Annotated in this window: 12 protein-coding genes; 6 read left to right on the forward strand and 6 right to left on the reverse strand. The window is 70.7% G+C overall.

The genetic code is table 11. The features are described 5' to 3' along the window. Positions 1 to 4: 4 nt before the first annotated feature. Positions 5 to 208 (reverse strand): hypothetical protein, encoded by a 204-nt coding sequence (locus AB0I81_RS01390; RefSeq protein ID WP_360647964.1) that lies wholly within the window; start codon positions 206 to 208, stop codon positions 5 to 7. Here AB0I81_RS01390 and AB0I81_RS01395 point away from each other — a divergent pair. The 4 genes from AB0I81_RS01395 (at position 207) to AB0I81_RS01410 (ending at position 3636) form a co-directional block, all read left to right on the forward strand. Further along, positions 207 to 1400, forward strand: a complete 1194-nt coding sequence (locus AB0I81_RS01395) for a sensor histidine kinase (RefSeq protein ID WP_360647967.1) — start codon at positions 207 to 209, stop codon at positions 1398 to 1400. The genes AB0I81_RS01390 and AB0I81_RS01395 overlap by 2 nt on opposite strands. A gap of 25 nt (positions 1401 to 1425) precedes the next feature. Next, positions 1426 to 2100, forward strand: coding sequence for a response regulator transcription factor (locus AB0I81_RS01400; protein WP_360647970.1), 675 nt, complete (start codon positions 1426 to 1428; stop codon positions 2098 to 2100). Positions 2101 to 2271: 171 nt separating this feature from the next. Beyond that, positions 2272 to 3084, forward strand: a complete 813-nt coding sequence (locus AB0I81_RS01405) for an SAM-dependent methyltransferase (RefSeq protein ID WP_360647973.1) — start codon at positions 2272 to 2274, stop codon at positions 3082 to 3084. 105 nt (positions 3085 to 3189) lie between these two features. After that, complete coding sequence (locus AB0I81_RS01410; RefSeq protein WP_360647976.1) at positions 3190 to 3636, forward strand: DUF2690 domain-containing protein; 447 nt, start codon at positions 3190 to 3192, stop codon at positions 3634 to 3636. 4 nt (positions 3637 to 3640) lie between these two features. Here AB0I81_RS01410 and AB0I81_RS01415 read toward each other — a convergent pair whose 3' ends face one another. The 4 genes from AB0I81_RS01415 to AB0I81_RS01430 form a co-directional block, all read right to left on the reverse strand. After that, positions 3641 to 4606: a helix-turn-helix transcriptional regulator gene (locus tag AB0I81_RS01415; protein ID WP_360647979.1), complete on the reverse strand. Its 966-nt coding sequence runs from the start codon at positions 4604 to 4606 to the stop codon at positions 3641 to 3643. 168 nt (positions 4607 to 4774) lie between these two features. Then, a complete protein-coding gene (locus tag AB0I81_RS01420) occupies positions 4775 to 6415 on the reverse strand; it encodes an extracellular solute-binding protein (protein WP_360647982.1) in 1641 nt (546 codons plus the stop codon). Positions 6416 to 6435: 20 nt separating this feature from the next. Further along, positions 6436 to 7323 carry a carbohydrate ABC transporter permease gene (locus AB0I81_RS01425; RefSeq protein ID WP_360647985.1) on the reverse strand — a complete coding sequence of 296 codons (888 nt, stop codon included), beginning with the start codon at positions 7321 to 7323 and terminating at the stop codon, positions 6436 to 6438. After that, on the reverse strand, positions 7320 to 8291 hold the full coding sequence (locus AB0I81_RS01430) for an ABC transporter permease subunit (protein WP_360650150.1): 972 nt from the start codon (positions 8289 to 8291) through the stop codon (positions 7320 to 7322). Before AB0I81_RS01430 ends, AB0I81_RS01425 begins: the two co-directional genes overlap by 4 nt. Positions 8292 to 8522: 231 nt before the next feature. On the opposite strand from AB0I81_RS01430, the gene AB0I81_RS01435 reads away from it, so the two are divergent. Then, positions 8523 to 9527, forward strand: coding sequence for a hydroxyacid dehydrogenase (locus AB0I81_RS01435; protein WP_360647988.1), 1005 nt, complete (start codon positions 8523 to 8525; stop codon positions 9525 to 9527). A gap of 13 nt (positions 9528 to 9540) precedes the next feature. On the opposite strand, the gene AB0I81_RS01440 is transcribed toward AB0I81_RS01435, so the two are convergent. Further along, complete coding sequence (locus tag AB0I81_RS01440) at positions 9541 to 9957, reverse strand: HIT family protein (RefSeq protein WP_360647991.1); 417 nt, start codon at positions 9955 to 9957, stop codon at positions 9541 to 9543. A 98-nt stretch (positions 9958 to 10055) separates the two neighbouring features. Between AB0I81_RS01440 and AB0I81_RS01445 the strand changes: the two genes are divergently transcribed. Beyond that, entirely contained in the window at positions 10056 to 16859 is a 6804-nt protein-coding gene (locus tag AB0I81_RS01445; protein WP_360647994.1) for a DUF2341 domain-containing protein, read from the forward strand. Positions 16860 to 16894: the final 35 nt, after the last annotated feature.

A 16894-nucleotide genomic window follows, 5' to 3' on the forward strand; every position in this document is an offset into this window, starting at 1 on the left:
CCGGTCAGCTGGTGGGTACGGGGATCGGCAGCTGGGCGCCCTCGTCGCGGGGCATCGTGCCCAGGGCGTCGGGCCGGTGCCGCGCGAGCAGGTCCAGGCCATGGTCACTACGGGCGGGTCGAGGGGCGGGGTAGGCAAAAGTCCACCAGGAAGACTCCGGGGGCCCGCAGTGCCAGATGATCACGCGGTGCGTAGCGTCTTCGGACATGTACCACTCTGCGGCATTGACCGCGCTGCGCGACTCCCCCGTCCGGTTCTGGTTCACGCGCTGGCCCTGGATGTCCCTGGCGTACCTCGCGATCGGCGGCCTGCTCTGGGTTCCCACGTTGCTGGCCTTCGCGCTCATCGGCACCATCCCCTACTGGGCGCACGCGCTCGCCATCGCCGAGCGCCGCCTGGTGCGGCTGGCCGGATACCGGCCGATCCCCGGCCGCCGCCGGGGGCTGCCCGGTCTGCAGGAGCCGATGTTGTGGCGGGAGATCGCGTTCGCGCTGGCGCACATGTTGATCGGTCTCTTCTCCTTCGTCCTCCTGGTCGTGGCCTCCGCCCTGGTCGTGGCGGGGTTCATGGCGGTGTTCCTGATGGCGGGCGTGGATGCGCCGCTGGGGCGCAACCACGCGGACCCGGCGTTGCTGGTCCTGTCGGGAGCGGTGATCCTGATTGCCGCGCCCTACGTGGGGACGCTGCTGGCGTACGTGAAGGGGGCGCTGGCCACGGTGCTGCTCTCGCCCCGGGTGGAGGAGTTGCAGACGCAGGTGACCTCGCTGGCCAGGGCGAAGATCGCCGAGCTGGACCGGTTCGAGGGTGAGCGGCAGCGGATCGAGCGCGACCTGCACGACGGCACCCAGCAGCACCTGGCCACCTCCGCGATGCGCCTGGGCATGCTCGAACTGGAGGTGCGCGAGTCGTTCCCGCCCGGTCCCGCGCAGGACTCGGCGCTGGAGTCGCTGGAGGCGGTCAGGCGGGAGAACGAGCTGGCGCTGGACACGCTGCGCGACGTCGTGCATGGGCTGCGGCCACGCACGCTGATCGACGACGGCCTCGGCGCCGCCCTGCGTGAGCTGGCCCGGCGCGTGCCCATCCTGGCCACGGTCGACGTCGAGGGCGCCGGGCGGCTGCCCCTGCCGGTGGAGTCGTCGTTGTACTACATCGCCAGCGAGGCGGTCACCAACGCGATCAAGCACGCGACGCCGGACCACCTGCACATCGAGCTGGCGCAGACGGCCACCAGGATCATGCTGACGGTGTCCGACGACGGCCTCGGCGGCGCGAACTCGGCGCGCGGCACCGGGATGGTCGGCATGTACGAGCGGGCCGCCCTGCTGTCGGGCGAGCTGATCGTCGACAGCCCGCCGGGTGGGCCCACCAGGATCGTCGCCGACATCCCGCGCCCGCGTTGATCGCCATATGTCGCACAATGGCACCATGCGTGTAGTGATCGCCGAGGACGCCGCCCTGATGCGGGAAGGGCTGGCCGCCCTGCTGCAACGCTTCGGCCACCAGGTCGTACACGCGGCAGAGGACGCCGACGAACTGCTGGAGGCCGTCGCCGAGCACCGCCCCGACGTCGTGATCACCGATGTGCGGATGCCGCCGCGCAACCTCGACGACGGCCTGCGGGCCGCACTCGCGATCCGCGCCGGCCACCCGGACATCGGCATCCTGGTGCTGTCGCAGTACCTCGGTGACGCCTACGCGGCCAAGCTGATCGCCGAACCCGCGAACGGGCCGCGCGGCGGCGGCGCCGGCTACCTGCTCAAGGACCGCGTCGGCCGGGTCACCGACTTCATGCACTCCCTCGACGTCATCGCCGGCGGCGGCATCGTCATCGACCCCAAGGTCGTCGGGCATCTCATGTCCTCCGGCCGCCCGCACGCGCTCGACACCCTCAGCGAACGCGAACGCGAGGTCCTGGGCCGGATGGCGGCCGGCGAGAGCAACGCCCACATCGCCGCCGGACTGCACGTCACCGAGGGCGCGGTCGTCAAGCACATCGGCAACATCTTCGCCAAGCTCGGCCTCCAGGCCCAGGACGGCAACCGGCGCGTCCTGGCGGTGCTCACCTACCTCCAGGCGGCCCGGCCGGAAATTTCCCGATGATGATGAAGTGTCCCCAACCGGCCGCTTCGCATGATCTTTCGCGATATCCTTGCCCGAAATGCAGCCACGCATTGGTCAGGTGACGTTGGTGCCTTGAATTGCACGCGCCGCGACCTGCCGCCCACTCGCGCCCACCGGCGAAACCCTTGTGCGTCATTTGATGAAGGACTGATGATGGCCGACGAATCCGCCGTTCCGGACAAGATCCGTCCGCAGATTCCGCACACGGCGCGGGTCTGGAACTACTGGCTGGGCGGTAAGGACAATTTCGCCGCCGACCGGGAGGTCGGAGACCGGGTGAAGGAGATTTTCCCGGTCGTCATCGAATTGGCGCGGGCCGACCGGCTGTTCCTGGGACGGGCCGTGCGATATCTGGCCGCCGAGGCCGGGATCCGGCAGTTCCTCGACATCGGCACCGGGTTGCCGACCCAGGACAACACCCATGAGGTGGCGCAGCAGGTGGCGCCCGAGTCGCGGATCGTGTACGTCGACAACGATCCCCTGGTCCTGGTGCACGCCCGCGCCCTGCTGACCAGTGCCCCGGAGGGCGCCACCGCCTACATCGAGGCCGACCTGCGCGACCCGGAGTCCATCCTGCGCGAGGCGGCCAAGACGCTGGACTTCTCCCGGCCCGTGGCGATCATGTTGCTCGGCATCATGCACTTCATCGGTGACGACGACGAGTTGCAGCACATCATCGACCGGTTGATGGCCGCCGTGCCGGCGGGCAGCCACGTCGCGGTGGCCAACACCACCACCGCGATCAACGGCGAGACCACCGCCGAGGCGGTACGCGTGTGGAACCTCGACGCCCAGCCGAAGCTGAAGCTGCGCAGCCCCGAGCGGATCGCCGCATTCTTCGACGGCTACGAGGTGGTGGAGCCGGGCTGGGTCTCGTGCTCGCGGTGGCGTGCCGAGCCCGAGTACGACGGCTCCCTGCCCATCGAGGTCGACCAGTGGTGCGGGATCGTCCGCAAGCTGTAGCGGCGGATGTTCGATTGTCCACGGTTGTTCACACGGCCTTCCTGACGGGCTGCGTACAGGGAAATCCTCGAGGTGACATCCCCCGCACCTCCAGGAGGAAGCAGCATGTACCGAGCCCTCGCCGCCGTCACGATGGCCGCCGGCCTTCTGCTGACCGCGACCACGGCGTACGCGCAGACCGACCCCGGGCCGTCCCGCGGGCCCGGGCAGGACATCGGCTCGGCCGCCAAGGGTACGAAACGAGCATGCACCGGCAAGCGGTGCAACGGACTGGACCCGGTCGTACAGGGGTGCGCCGGAGACGCCCGCACCACCTACTGGCTCTCCACCAGGAGCGGACTGCTGGAGCGCCGCTACAGCCGCTCGTGCGACGCCTCGTGGGCGCGGATCACCGGCAGTTCGCCGGGAACCGGGTTCTACGTGCAGACCTGCCGCAGCAACTACGTCAGCACCTTCCAGGTGCCGCGCGGATACGACAACGCCTACACCGACATGGTGCCCGGAGCCTGGAATGTCCGGGTGGGCAACGTCGATGACCACGGCCCCTGCTGACGTCCTAGGCGCAGCGGGTGCGGGCGATGGGGCCGTCGCCCTGCGGGGTGCGTACGAACGCCTCGGCGTACACGCAGCCTGAAGTGGTCGTGAGCATGTTGCCGTAACTGCTCGAATCCTGCCCGCCGAAGGAGCTGGGCGCGAACACCTGGTCGGCGGCGCGGTAGACGGCGACGTGCACGGCCCGGTCGGGGCCGTGCGGACCCAGGACCTGCGCCCAGCTCGCCCGGCAGGCCGGCTGGTGACGGAGGCGCAGCCGGCCGAAGTCGGTGCCCTGCGGCAGCCGGACGGGCACGTCGTCCAGAGTGATCACAGTCGCGGCGACCGCGGGGGAACCGCACTCGGCGCGGATCGGATCCATGCCGTCGCCGGGGCGGTCCGGGTCCGGGGGCAGCACCTCCGCCAGTTCCCGCCACTCCCCCGTCCTGGCCGGCAGGGGAGAGCCGGAGGAGGCGGGCGGCTCGTCGGGGATCAGCACCGGGATCAGGACGCCGACGAGCCCGGCGATGACCAGCCCCGCGCCGATGATCACGTACAGCCGCAGGCGGCTCGCGGGCGCAGGTGCGGGTGCGGGTGCGGGTGCGGCCGGCGGATCTTGTACGCGGGCGGCGTCGCTACCGGCAGCGGAGGCGGCGGGGACGGAGGAAGCGGCGTCGGCGGAGGCATCGGAGGCGGTACCGGGATCGGAAGCGGTACCGGGATCGGAGGCGGCCGTGGCGGCGGAGGCGGCGAGCCAGTCCGGTCGCCAGGGGGCGGGGTCCTCGCCGCACGCCTGGACGAACGCCTCGGTCACCTCCCAGGAGGGCAGCTGATCGCCCGACTCGGCCTTGGACAGGGTGCTTGGCGCGTATCCCGCCTTGTCGGCCAGTCGCCGGATCGTGAAGCCCCGCCCGGCCCGCAGCTCACGTAACCGCAACGCGAACCGCTCGGCTTCGGTCGAGCCACCAAGGGGCTTCTGCCGTCGGCCCATGCCGTCCCTCCCCTGCCGGTGTCTCCGATCTTCCTCGAACGGCGGGCACATGCAAACCCCCGCCGGCCATCGGATGGGCAGGGACGGCGCCACCTCCGCGACGGCCGGGCCGAGGTCGCACAGGCGTGGCGGATCATGAGCTGGCGAGAGGAAGCCGCTCCCGGGTGGTCACTGGTTGGCCGCGTGCTCCTTGGCGAGTTCGTCGGCGACCTGGTCGCCGCCCGCCTGCCTCCACTGGGCCACGATGTCCTTCCACGCCGACAGCGGCTTGCGGCCGAAGGTGATCGCCGCGATGCCGTCCCCGACGATCTGGCCCATCTGGGCGCCCTTGCTCACCGCGGTCGCCGAGCGCAGGCCGTCGGCGGGGCTGGCGACGCTGTTGGGCAGGATCGCCTTCTCCCAGTCGTGCACGGCCTTGGCCACGTCGGGGTAGCCGGGCAGGTGGATGACCGTGGGGGCCTGGCCGAGGTAGCGGGTCGGCAGGGTGGAGTTGTTCTCCTGGGCGTACAGGTCGGTGGTCTTGATGCCGTCGGCGTCCTTGGTGAAGTGCTCGCCCTCGACGCCGTAGTTGGCCAGCTCGTACTCCTTGGTGCCGAACGGGGCGCTGAGGTAGTCGCTGATGCGCAGCAGCAGCCTGATCCGGTCGGCGGGGGCCTTCTTGAAGGTGACGTAGCCGAAGATGCCGGCGCTCTGCCAGGGCGTGGCCCGCGGCCCGTACGGCCGGCCGAGGTCGAGCTCGAACCTGCCGTTGATCTTGGTAAGGGTGGTCAGGTTGGTCGACCCGAAGCCGTCGTGGATCGAGGCGACCGTGCCGTTGTGGAAGTAGCTCTGCATGTCGCTGGAGCTGACCGAGAGGCTGTCGGGATAGTACGCCTTGGCCTCCACCAGCTTGCGCATCATCTCCAGGCCCTGCTCGAACTGCGGCGTGGCGATGGTGGAGGTGAACTGGCCGCCCGCGGCCGACCAGGTGTTGGGCGCCCCGTACGAGCCGGCGTGGAAGGCCGCGGCGCTCAGCCCGCCGAACAACGTCTTGAACCAGCCCACTCCCCACTTGCGCCCGCCGGTCAGCTCCTTCATCGCCGCCAGGTACTGCTCCGCCGTCCAGTCTTTCGGGATGCCGGCCTCCTGAAGGGCGGTGCGGTTGACGAACAGGCTGTTGCCCGGCTTGGGGCGCTCCAGCGGGATGCCGTAGATCTTGCCGCCGATCCGGCCCATGCCCTTCCAGGCGTGGGTGGGGAGGTTGGCCAGGTTCGGGTACTGCTTGATCGCGTCGCCGCCGACGAACTCCGACAGGTCGGCGCAGCGCGCCTGGACGAACTCGGCCGCGTGCGGCAGCGCGAGGTTCGTGAACATGATGATGTCCGGCAGGTCGCTGCCCGAGGCCATGAGCGTGGTCATCTTCTGGCCGTACTCGGGGTCGGGCACCACGGTCACCTGGAGGTCGACGTTCAGCGCCTTGTTGATGGCCTGCCAGTACCGGTTCTCCCCCACGGGCTTCGGCGGCGCGGCGAAGGACACCACCAGGGCCTTGACCACGGAACCGTCTCCAACGGCGTTGTTCACCGACTGCACGAGCGTCTCGGGATACTTCAGGTAAAGCGGTTGCACCCCTGACGCGTCGCCGGGCACGTCCGGTTTGGGGCCGTCGAAGGGCACGTACGCCGGCCACGGGGTCAGGCTCCTGCCCGCGTTGGAGACGCCGCCCCCTCCCGACGAGCTCCCGCCGCCCCCGCAGGCGGTGAGCAGCGACGCGGCGGCCACGCCGAGAGCGCCCTTGACGAGGGCACGGCGATCGATGGTGTGGTCCATGACGAGACTTCCTTCGGGGGTCAGGCCTTGAGCGCGCCGGTGAGCACACCCTTGGCGAAGTAGCGCTGCAGGAACGGGTAGACGACCACGATCGGCAGGGTGGCCAGGATGACCACGGCCATCTGCACCGACTGCGGCGAGGCGGCGGCCGCCTCGCCGCCGGCCTCGGAGATGGACGCGCCGCCGGTGACGTACTGGCGCAGCACGGTGCCGATCGGCCACATCGTCTGGTCGTTGAGGTAGATGATCGCCTCGAAGAAGCGGTTCCAGTACGAGACCGCGTAGAACAGGCCGATCACCGCGATGACCGCCTTCGACAGCGGCAGCACGACCTTGCGCAGGATGGCCAGTTCGCCGGCCCCGTCCATGCGGGCGGCGTCGATCAGCTCCTGCGGGATCGACTGGAAGAAGCCCCGCATCACGACCAGGTTGAACACGTTGACCAGGAACGGCAGGATCAGCGCCGCGTAGTTGTCGACCAGGCCCGCGCTCTGCACGACCAGGAACAGCGGCACCATGCCGGGCGGGAACAGGAAGGTGAACAACACCAGCAGCAACATCGGCTTGCCGCCGTACACCTTGGGCCGGCTCAGCGTGTACGCCAGCGCGATCGTGCAGGTCAGGCTGAGCGCCGTGCCGATCAGCGTGATCGCGCCGCTGACCAGCAGGGCACGCGTGATGATGCCGCCGGCCAGGATGTCGCCGTAGGCGTCGAAGGAGAAGTCCGACGGCCAGATCACCCAGCCGCCGTTGTCGATGACCTCCTGCGGGCCGGCCAGGCTGGTGGCCAGCACCGTCCACAGCGGGAACAACACCAGCAGCACGACGACGGTCAGTGCAACCGCTTTCAGCGCGCGGACGGCGGGGCTGGGCCGGCCCATCCAGGCCGGCGCTTGGGTGACGCTCATGCCTTGTAAACCCCCTGCTCGCCGAGCCGGTGCGCGACCTTGTTGGCGGTGTAGATGAGCACGATGCCGATCACGCCCTTGAACAGGCCGACCGCGGCGGCGTACCCGAAGTCGCCGCCGGCGAAGGCGGTGAAGTAGACGAACGTCTCCAGCACCTCACCGGCCTCGGGGCCGACGGACTGGCGTTGCAGGAAGAACTGCTCGAAGCCGATCGACAGGAACTCGCCCAGGCGCAGCACCAGCAGCAGCACGATCACCGGCCTGATCGCGGGCAGGGTCACGTGCCAGAGCCGGCGGCCCCAGTTCGCGCCGTCGATGGCGGCGGCCTCGTACTGCTGCTCGTCCACCTGCGACAGCGCGGCCAGGAAGATGATCGTCGCCCAGCCGCACTCCTTCCAGACGAGTTGCGCCACCACCAGCGGCCCGTACGCGTCGGGGTTGCCGACGATCGAGACGCCGCCCACGCCCAGGTCCGACAGCCAGCCGTTGACCACGCCCGCCCCGCCGAGCATCTGCTGGAACAGCGCCAGCACGATCACCCAGGACAGGAAGTGCGGCAGGTAGACCACGCTCTGCACGAACTTCCTGACCGTGTCGCCCACGATGCTGTGCAGCAGCAGGGCCAGGGCCAGCGGCGCGGGGAAGAAGAAGACGAGTTGCAGCACCGCGATGAACAGCGTGTTGCCGACCGCGTTCCAGAACTCCGGGTCGGCGAACATGCGCTCGAAGTGCGCCAGGCCCACCCACTCGCTGCCGCCGATCCCGAGGAACGGGACGTAGTTCATGAACGCCAGCACGTTGCCGAACAGCGCGCCGTAGTGGAAGACGAGGAAGTACACCAGGCCCGGCACCGCGATGGCCAGCAGCACCCGGTCGGCCCTGATGCGCCGCAGGACGCCCGCGCGAACCGGTGGTCTCGCCACCGGAGGCGGACTGGTGGCTCCGGCGCCGCCACGAACGCGCGTCATGCTCACGATCAACACCCTTCTCGCGGCGCGGAGCCGAAACGAAGTTTTCACGAAGATAAAACGGTTACATAACCTCGTCAAGAGTCATTTATGACAGGCGGCGGCCGTTATAGCTGATGCACTGCGCCTTTGAGGTGGCCAACCATTGCGAGCCCGGAGGCCACCCCCTAGGGTGAGCACCGAATCTAGGAAGCGGTTACATCCGCAGTGGACTGATAGGAGCACCCCTCCGTGTCACGGCGACCCGTCGCGGTCTTCGCCCTCGCCCCCTGGGCGTTCGGCGGCGTCTTCCCCGCCGATCTCCTCACCCGGCTGCGGCAACTGGTCGACATCGACACGACCACCACCTTCACCTCGCTGGACGGCCCGGCCGCCGCCGCGGCCCTGGCCGAGGCGGACATCCTGCTCACCGGCTGGGGCTGCCCGCGGCTCGACGACACCGTGCTGGCCGCCGCGCCCAGGCTGCGCGCCGTCATCCACGCCGCCGGCACCGTCAAGCGCACCGTGCACACCGCGGTGTTCGACAGCGGGATCGTCGTCTCCTCCGCGGCGCAGGCCAACGCGGTGCCCGTCGCCGACTACACCATGGCCATGCTCGTCCTGGGCGCGAAACATGTATTCACCCGGGCCCGCCACCACGCCGCCGGCGCGGCCCGCGAATGGCCGGCGATCCGGGACACCGGGCTGCACCACTGCACGGTCGGCGTCGTCGGCGCCTCCCGCATCGGCCGTCTCGTCCTCGATCGGCTGCGTCAGTTCGACGTCGAGGTCCTGCTGCACGACCCGTACGTCACCACCGCCGAAGCGGCCGCACTCGGCGCGGAACCGGTGGGCATGGACGACCTGTGCCGCCGCAGCCACCTCCTCACCGTGCACGCCCCCGCCCTGCCCGAGACCCGGCACCTGCTCGACGACCGCCGGCTCGCCCTGCTGCCGGACGGCGCGGTCGTCATCAACACCGCGCGGGGCTCGCTGATCGACACCGGGGCGCTGGCCGCCGCGTGCGCCACCGGCCGGATCTCCGCCGTCCTCGACGTCACCGACCCCGAGCCGCTGCCGCCGGGCCACCCGCTCTTCGCCCTGCCGAACGTCCTGATCACCCCGCACCTGGCCGGCGCTCAGGGCCGCGAGTTGCGCCGCCTCGGAGAGTTCGCCGTCGCGGAGGTGGGCCGGTTGCTCAACGGCCAGCCGCTGCTCGGCCGCGTCGAGCGGCGGCAACTCCCCTTCATCGCCTGAGGGCCCGGCGGGTTCAGTCTCCGGCGGCCCTGATGCGATCGGCCAGCGGCGTCAGCGACGACAGCGGCAGCTCCCGATGCGTCCACGCCTGCCTGAGCTCCCCGGTGTCGTAGCGGGGAAGCAGGTGGAGGTGGAAGTGGAACACGCTCTGCCAGGCGGTGGCGCCGGTGGCGTGCCAGATGTTCATCCCCTCCGGTTCCAGCGCGCGCCGCAGCAGGGCGGCGGTGTGCACGGCGCCCCGCATCAGCAGGCCCGCGCGGTCCGGGCCGATGTCGGTCAGGTCGCGGCAGTGCTCGCGGGGGACGACCAGGGTGTGACCGCGGGTCGCCTGCGAGATGTCGAGGAAGGCGACCACGTGCTCGTCGTCGTAGACGATCTCCGCGGGGATCTCGCCGGCGATGATGCCGCAGAACGTACATGTACCGGTCATGGCCATCTTTCCTCACTTGATCGACCCGGGCTGCGATGTTCATCCCGGCTTCACCGGCTGACCGGAACGCATTCAACCATGATCGATGAACTCACCGCATGCCTTCTCATGTGCTGTCACGCACCCGCGCCCTCGCGCGCATCACCGCCGCGCTCGGCGCCATCCTCATTCTCGGAACGGGTCTGCCCGCCGCCCGGGCGGCCGTCCCGTTGCCCGGGATCGACGGCGACGGCACACCTCGCGACCCGTACCAGATCGACTCGCCCGACGACCTGCGCGCCATCGCCGGTGCCATCAACGGGGACCCGAACGCCTACGGCGGCGCGGCCTACCGGATGACCGCCGACGTCGACTTCGGCGGAGGCACGTTCGGCGGCATCAACACCTTCACGGGCACGTTCGAGGGCGCCGGTCACAAGATCAGCGGCCTTCAGTTAGTCAGGGAGCCGTCGGCGGGCGGCGAGGCCGACCGGCTGGGGCTGGTCCGCCGCCTGAACGGTGGCACGGTCCGTAACCTCACCCTCGACGGTGTGCGGGCCGACGCCGGGACGAGCACCGGCGGCTGGATCGGCGCCGTCGCGGTCGTGGCCACCGACGCCACCCTGACCGGCAACGCCGTGACCGGCGCGAAGCTCACGGCCAACAGCGCCGAGAAGGTCGGCGGCATCGTCGCCGAACTGCACAACGGCACCATTGAGGACAGCCTCGTGACCGGCTCCCTGGACGCGGCCGAGATGCCCGGCGGCATCGCCGCCTACGTCAACCAGGACTCCCGGATCAGGAACAACCTGGTGGCGGCCGACCTGACGATGGCCGTCCCCGGCGGGGACGGCGGCACGCGCGGCAACGACGCGGGGCTCATCGCCGGCTACCCGGGCTCGCCCAACGGGTCCACCTTCACCGGGAACGTCGCGCTGTCCGGCTCGATCGCCTACACGGGCAAGGTCGACGGGTTCGTCGGCCGCATCATCGGATACACCGGCTACGACGGCTGGACGGCCGAGAACAACCTGGCCAACGCCGCGATCACGATCGGCGGCAACCCGGTCGCCGGGCCCGGCACCAAGAACCAGCACGGCACGGACGCCACGGCCGAGCAGCTCGCGCAGCGGGCCACGTACGAGAGTCTGGGCTGGGACTTCACCAACGCCTGGCGCTGGGACGACGCGCTGGGCCACCCGATGCCGCAGTACACCCCGACGCTGTTCGGCGGCGGCACCGCGGAGCAGCCGTACGAGATCGCCTCCGCCGAAGACCTGGAGATGCTCGCCGCGCAGCTCAACGCGGGCAACGCGCGCTACACCGGCGACAAGCACTTCGTCCTGGCCGCCGACCTCGACTTCGCCGGGCGTGAGCCGTTCGGCGGCATCAACCGCTTCGAGGGCGTGCTGGACGGCGCGGGACACAAGATCAGCGGCCTGGTCTACGCGCCGCAGCCGAGCGCCGGCGGCGAGGCCGACCGGCTCGGCCTGGTACGGCAGCTCGACGGCGGCACCATCCGCGGCCTCACCCTGGCGGGCGTCACGGCCGACGGCGGCACGCGCGCCGGGTTCGTGGCCGGCCTCGCCGTCGTCGCCACGAACGCGACCCTGACGGGCAACGCGGTGCTCGACGCCGACCTCAAGGCCCCCGCCGCCGAGAAGGTCGCGGGCCTGGTCGCCGAGCTGCGCGGCGGCTCCGTCACCGACAACTGGGTACGCGGCACGATCAGCGCGCACAAGATGCCCGCCGGCCTGGTGTCGTACTCGAACAACGGCGTGACGGTGCGCCACAACCTCGTGGACACGGACCTCACCGCGGCGGCCACCGGCGGCGACGGCGGCACCCGCGGCATCGACGCCGCGAACGTCGTGGCCTACCCGGGCAACCCGAGCTCGGGCAGCTCGTTCACCGGCAACGTCGCGCTGCCCGGCACGATCGCCTACACGGGCAAGATCGACGGTTTCGCGGGCCGCGTCGTCGGCTACACCGGGTACGACGGCTGGACCGCGCAGGACAACCTCGCCAGCGGCGAGATCACCATCGGCGGGCAGCCGGTCACCGGCCCCGGCACCAAGAACCAGCACGGCACCGACGCGACCGCCGACCAGCTCGCGCGGCAGGCCACCTACGCCGCACTCGGCTGGGACTTCGCCGGGAAGTGGAGCTGGGACGGCACGCTCGGACATCCCGTGCCGAAGTACGTCTCCTCGGCCGAGGCGCCGAACCGGATCACCACCACCTTCCACGGCGACCCCGGCACCCAGCGCGCCTTCACCTGGTACTCCACGCTGGAGGCGGGCGACGCCGTCGCCGTGCTGAGCACCGACCGCGAGTTCCCCGAAGGTTCGGCCACGGTGACCGTCAAGGCGCAGCGCGAGGAGAGCGAGGACGGCGAGACCTTCTACCGCGCCATCGCCCGCGACCTGCGGCCCGGCACCACGTACTACTACCGCGTGGGCAACGCGACCGAGCAGGTGTGGAGCGTCACCGGCAGGTTCGTCACGGCGGCCGGCGGCGATGAGGACTTCACGTTCATCGACCTGACCGACACGCAGTCGCAGAACCTGGCCGAGGCGGAGCTCTCGGCGCAGACCATCGCCAAGGCGCTCAAGCACGTGCCGGACGCGGAGTTCGTCATGCACAACGGCGACGTCGTCGAGGCCGGTGACCGGGAGCAGGACTGGACGGACCTGCTCGACGCCGCCCGCCCGAGCCTGCTGAACACCACGCTCGCGCCCGCGTCGGGCAACCACGACGCGGCGGCGAACGCGTTCGCCGACCACTTCACCCTGGAGGGCCCGCAGGACCAGGACCGCTCCAGCGGCGTGTACTACTCCTACACCTACAACCGCGCGCACTTCATGGTGCTCAACACCAACGAGGGCGGCGCCGAGGGAGTCTCCAGGAAGCAGATCGACTGGCTGCGGGCCGACGCCGGGGCCGCGCGCGCCGCCGGCGCCAAGTGGCTCGTCCTGTCCATGCACAAGGGCACCTACACCACGGCGAACCACCTGGACGACGAGGACGTCATGGCGATGCGCCGCACCCTCGTCCCGGTGATCGACGAGCTGGACATCGACCTGGTGCTGCAGGGCCACGACCACGTCATGAGCCGGTCCAAGGTGCTGGCCGCCGACCCCGGCGGGGTCGAGGGCGCCCGCCCCGTCGAGACCACCAAGATCACCGAGATCAGGAACGGCAAGCGCGTCGAGTACGCGGTGGACCCCAAGGGCACCATCTACTTCCTGCCGAACACCGCCGGCGCGAAGCACTACACGCAGGCCACCAGCGCGCAGGGCGTGGACCTGGAGCCGTACCTGCGGCTGTTCGACCGCACCGGCGAGCAGCCTGGCGAGAACTTCACGGCGGTCAACGTCACGGCCGACCGCCTCACGGTGAACGTCTACGACATCCGCGAGCGCGGCGTGCCCCGCCTGTTCGACGGCTTCGGCATCGACCGTGCGATCTCCCCCGTCGCCGCCGTGGTCGGGAAGCTGCCCGCCGCCGACGACGTCACGCTGAAGGACGCCGAGGCGGTGGCCGCGGCCCGCGCCGCCGTCAACGGCCTCACCGAGGCGCAGCGCGGCGCACTGACCGGGCTGCCGCGCCTGGAGGCCGCCGAGCGGCGGCTGCGCGAGCTGGGCGGCCTGGTCTCCACCGACGGCAAGACCGTGGCCTGGGCAGACCCCGGCGCGACCGCCCGCCAGGTGGTCACCGTCCGCAACGACACGGCGTCGGACTTCACGGGCACGCCGGTGCAGCTCCGCATCCCGTCGGCGCCCGACGTCGCGCGGGACAAGCTGGCCTTCTTCGCCGCCGACGGCGCTCCCCTGCCGTTCGAGGTGGAGACCTGGCAGCCGGGCGGCACCTCGACGGTGTGGGTCCGGGTGCCGCGCCTGCCCGCCAAGTCGGCGCAGCAGGTGTGGGCCTACTTCGGCGGCGGGGCGCCCGGCAACGACCCCACGGCCGTGTGGGGCGAGGCGTACTCGCTGGTCGAGCACTTCGGCGGCGACGCCGCGAGCGGCGAGCGCCGCACCGACTCGACGGGCCGGCAGACCGGCCTCGTGGTGGGTGCGAACCTGACCACCGGCGCCTCGGAGCGGGGCACCGGCCAGGCGCGGTTCGAGGGTTCGCGCCTGCAGTACCCCGGCGACGTCGGCGGCGGTCACGACCGCATCGCGATCAGCGGCGTGTACTCGCTCACCGAGGAGGACCTGGCCGCGCTCGGCTCGGCCTCCCCCGTGATCGCGAAGGAGAGCGCGACCGGTGACGGGCAGCTCACCTTCTGGCAGGGGGTACGGCCGGACGACCGGCAGGTCGGCACCCGCCTGGCGGGCAACAGCTGGGAGTTCGGCAACGTCGACCTGAGCCACCGGTTCGGCTTCCCCGCCGACGGCAAGCCACACCTGGTCACCCAGACCTACGACGGCATGACGTACTCGGTGTTCGTGGACGGCCGCGAGGTGCACAGCCAGATGGTCGAGTACCGCAGCACGTTCTCCGACCCGGCCGTGCAGACGACGATCGGCGGCTACTACAGCAACGACGGCACCATCAGGTCGCCGTTCCGCGGCCTGGTGGACGAGGTGCAGATCGCGGGCGTGGCGTTCACGCCCGACTTCGAGTCCTTCCGGTACGCGAACCTGTTCGGCGACGCCGTGAGCTTCGGCGCGCGGGCCGAGCGGGCCGACGAGCGGCTGACGCTGGTGGTCGGCACCCCGCGCGCGGGCAGTTCGCTGGAGGCGGGACTGGCCGAGGTGACCGGCACGGTCAGCCGCCGCACGGTGCTCACCGCGCACGTGGCCGGCGAGCAGGTGTTCGGCGGGCAGGTCGACGCCGGGCCGTTCACGATCCGGGTGCCCGTGAACAAGACCGGCAAGCAGACGCTCACCGTGGGCGCGGACGGCGGGTCCTCGCCGATCGAGGTGCCGGTCGAGGTCAAGGACACCGTCGCGCCCGCCGCGCCGAAGGTGAGCGACGACGCCGCGTCCGCCTCCGGGCGCGTCACACTCAGCGCGACGCCGCAGACCGAGGACCGCGAGCCGGTCGAGGCCAGGTTCTACGCGGGCCCGACCATCCCGATCGACGGCTCCAACGTCGTGGTACGCGGCGGGACCACCCCTGACCGGGTGCCCGACGCGCTGAAGCCCGGCAGCGGAACCGTCAGCGACAAGCTGCTGCCGACGACCGTGGGCAAGAACGAGAACCCGTATCAGATCTACGAGATCTCGCTGACCGCCGAGCAGGCCGGGCAGCAGGAGTTCCACCTGACCTGGACGGGCACGGGCGACGACCGCACCGTCTCCGCCCACGTGTACGACCACGCGGCCGGCCGCTGGATCCTCAAGGACGCCGGGTCGGACAAGTCCGGCGCGGCGGTCGAGCTGGACGTGACCGCCCGCGCCGATGAGAACGTGGTGGCAGGCGGGAAGCTGCACCTGCTGGTCTGGCGCGGCCTGACCGCGCTGCCGGGGCAGGAGGGCGACAAGATCGAGTCGATGCCCACCGCCGACCGCTACGACTGGGCCTTCGACCACGTGCCGGACTCCCAGCTCTACGCGCAGGCGACGCCCGACCTCATGACGCACCAGTTCGAGTACATCGCCGGCGTCGCGAAGGAGCGCAAGACCAAGCTGGTGGTGCAGTCGGGCGACTGGGTCAACCGCGAGTACCTGTCGCAGGAGTACCAGTGGGTCAACGCCGAGCCGTCGGCGCGGGCGCTGGAGGACGCGGGCCTGCCGTACATGATCTCGTGGGGCAACCATGACTACTCCGACGCGCGCAACGGCCGGATCATGTTGCCGAAGTACTTCCCGATGGAGCGGTTCGAGAAGAGTCTCAAGGGCAGCCCCTGGAAGTTCGGGGGCAGCGACAACATCGACAACTACTACTACACGGCCGAGATCGACGGGGCGAAGCTGCTGCTGCTCACCGTCGGCTTCTTCTCCGCCGACAACGCCGGCGACGCCGGGCTGGCCTGGGCCAAGAAGGTCATCGAGGCTCACCGGGACCACTCGGTGATCATCGCGAACCACAACTCGGTGAACCAGGGCGTCAACGGCTGGTCGAACGACAACGTCACCAGGGCGCTGGTCGATCCGTACCCGAACGTCAAGCTGGTGCTCGGCGGCCACATCGCCGGCACGGGCGTCGCCTCGCGGGCGACGGCGGGCGGCAACCGGGCCTACGGCGTACTGACCGACTACCAGTCGCGCGTCTACGGCGGGCAGGAGTACCTCAAGCACATCAGCGTCGACGCCGAGAACGACCTGATGTACTTCAACACCTGGTCTCCCCTGCTGGGCAAGGCGACGTCCGACGGGAACTGGCACCACAAGGTGCCCGAGGGCGCGATCCCCGGTTTCCACGGCGCGGACTCGGAGAACTTCGCGCTGGAGATCGACCTCGGCGGCAGCACGACGCGGACCCTCGCGGCCGAGTCGCTCACCGTCGCGGCCGGGGCTCGGCAGCAGGTCGGGGACGTGCGGCCGGCGGTCGGCGCCGAGCAGGTCTCGGTGGTGCTGGACGGCCTCAAGGGCGGCTCCTACGAGTGGTACGCCGAGCTGCGCGACGGGGCGGGGCACGTGACCCGCAGTGCCGTCAGCACCTTCACCGTGGACGAGACGCCGTCGTTGCCCGCGTGGGACGCCGGCACCGTGTACACGGCGGGCCAGGAGGTGACCCACCGGGACGCCGTCTGGCGGGCGTCGTGGTGGACCCGGAACCAGGAGCCGGGCGACCCGAACGGGCCGTGGCAGGAGATCGCCACGACCGGCGACGGCACCGCGGTCTGGACGCCGACCCGCATCTTCGTGGCCGGTGACGTGGTGGAACACCGCGGTCAGCGGTACCGGGCCGCTTGGTGGACCCGCAACCAGGAGCCCGGCAACCCGCACGGGCCCTGGCGGCCACTGAGCTGATACCGGGCTGACCCCGGCGGGCGTGATCATCGCGA

Origin of the sequence: Nonomuraea sp. NPDC050404, assembly GCF_040655495.1 — a bacterium.
Taxonomy (GTDB): domain Bacteria; phylum Actinomycetota; class Actinomycetes; order Streptosporangiales; family Streptosporangiaceae; genus Nonomuraea.

Bases quoted from the DNA above. Each gene is read 5' to 3' on its own strand.
- AB0I81_RS01400 (WP_360647970.1), top strand. From the start codon at position 1,426: ATGCGTGTAGTGATCGCCGAGGACGCCGCCCTGATGCGGGAAGGGCTG.
- AB0I81_RS01405 (WP_360647973.1), top strand. From the start codon at position 2,272: ATGATGGCCGACGAATCCGCCGTTCCGGACAAGATCCGTCCGCAGATT.
- AB0I81_RS01415 (WP_360647979.1), bottom strand. From the start codon at position 4,606: ATGGGCCGACGGCAGAAGCCCCTTGGTGGCTCGACCGAAGCCGAGCGG.
- AB0I81_RS01440 (WP_360647991.1), bottom strand. From the start codon at position 9,957: ATGACCGGTACATGTACGTTCTGCGGCATCATCGCCGGCGAGATCCCC.
- AB0I81_RS01420 (WP_360647982.1), bottom strand. From the start codon at position 6,415: ATGGACCACACCATCGATCGCCGTGCCCTCGTCAAGGGCGCTCTCGGC.
- AB0I81_RS01445 (WP_360647994.1), top strand. From the start codon at position 10,056: ATGCCTTCTCATGTGCTGTCACGCACCCGCGCCCTCGCGCGCATCACC.
- AB0I81_RS01410 (WP_360647976.1), top strand. From the start codon at position 3,190: ATGTACCGAGCCCTCGCCGCCGTCACGATGGCCGCCGGCCTTCTGCTG.
- AB0I81_RS01395 (WP_360647967.1), top strand. From the start codon at position 207: ATGTACCACTCTGCGGCATTGACCGCGCTGCGCGACTCCCCCGTCCGG.
- AB0I81_RS01430 (WP_360650150.1), bottom strand. From the start codon at position 8,291: ATGACGCGCGTTCGTGGCGGCGCCGGAGCCACCAGTCCGCCTCCGGTG.
- AB0I81_RS01425 (WP_360647985.1), bottom strand. From the start codon at position 7,323: ATGAGCGTCACCCAAGCGCCGGCCTGGATGGGCCGGCCCAGCCCCGCC.
- AB0I81_RS01390 (WP_360647964.1), bottom strand. From the start codon at position 208: ATGTCCGAAGACGCTACGCACCGCGTGATCATCTGGCACTGCGGGCCC.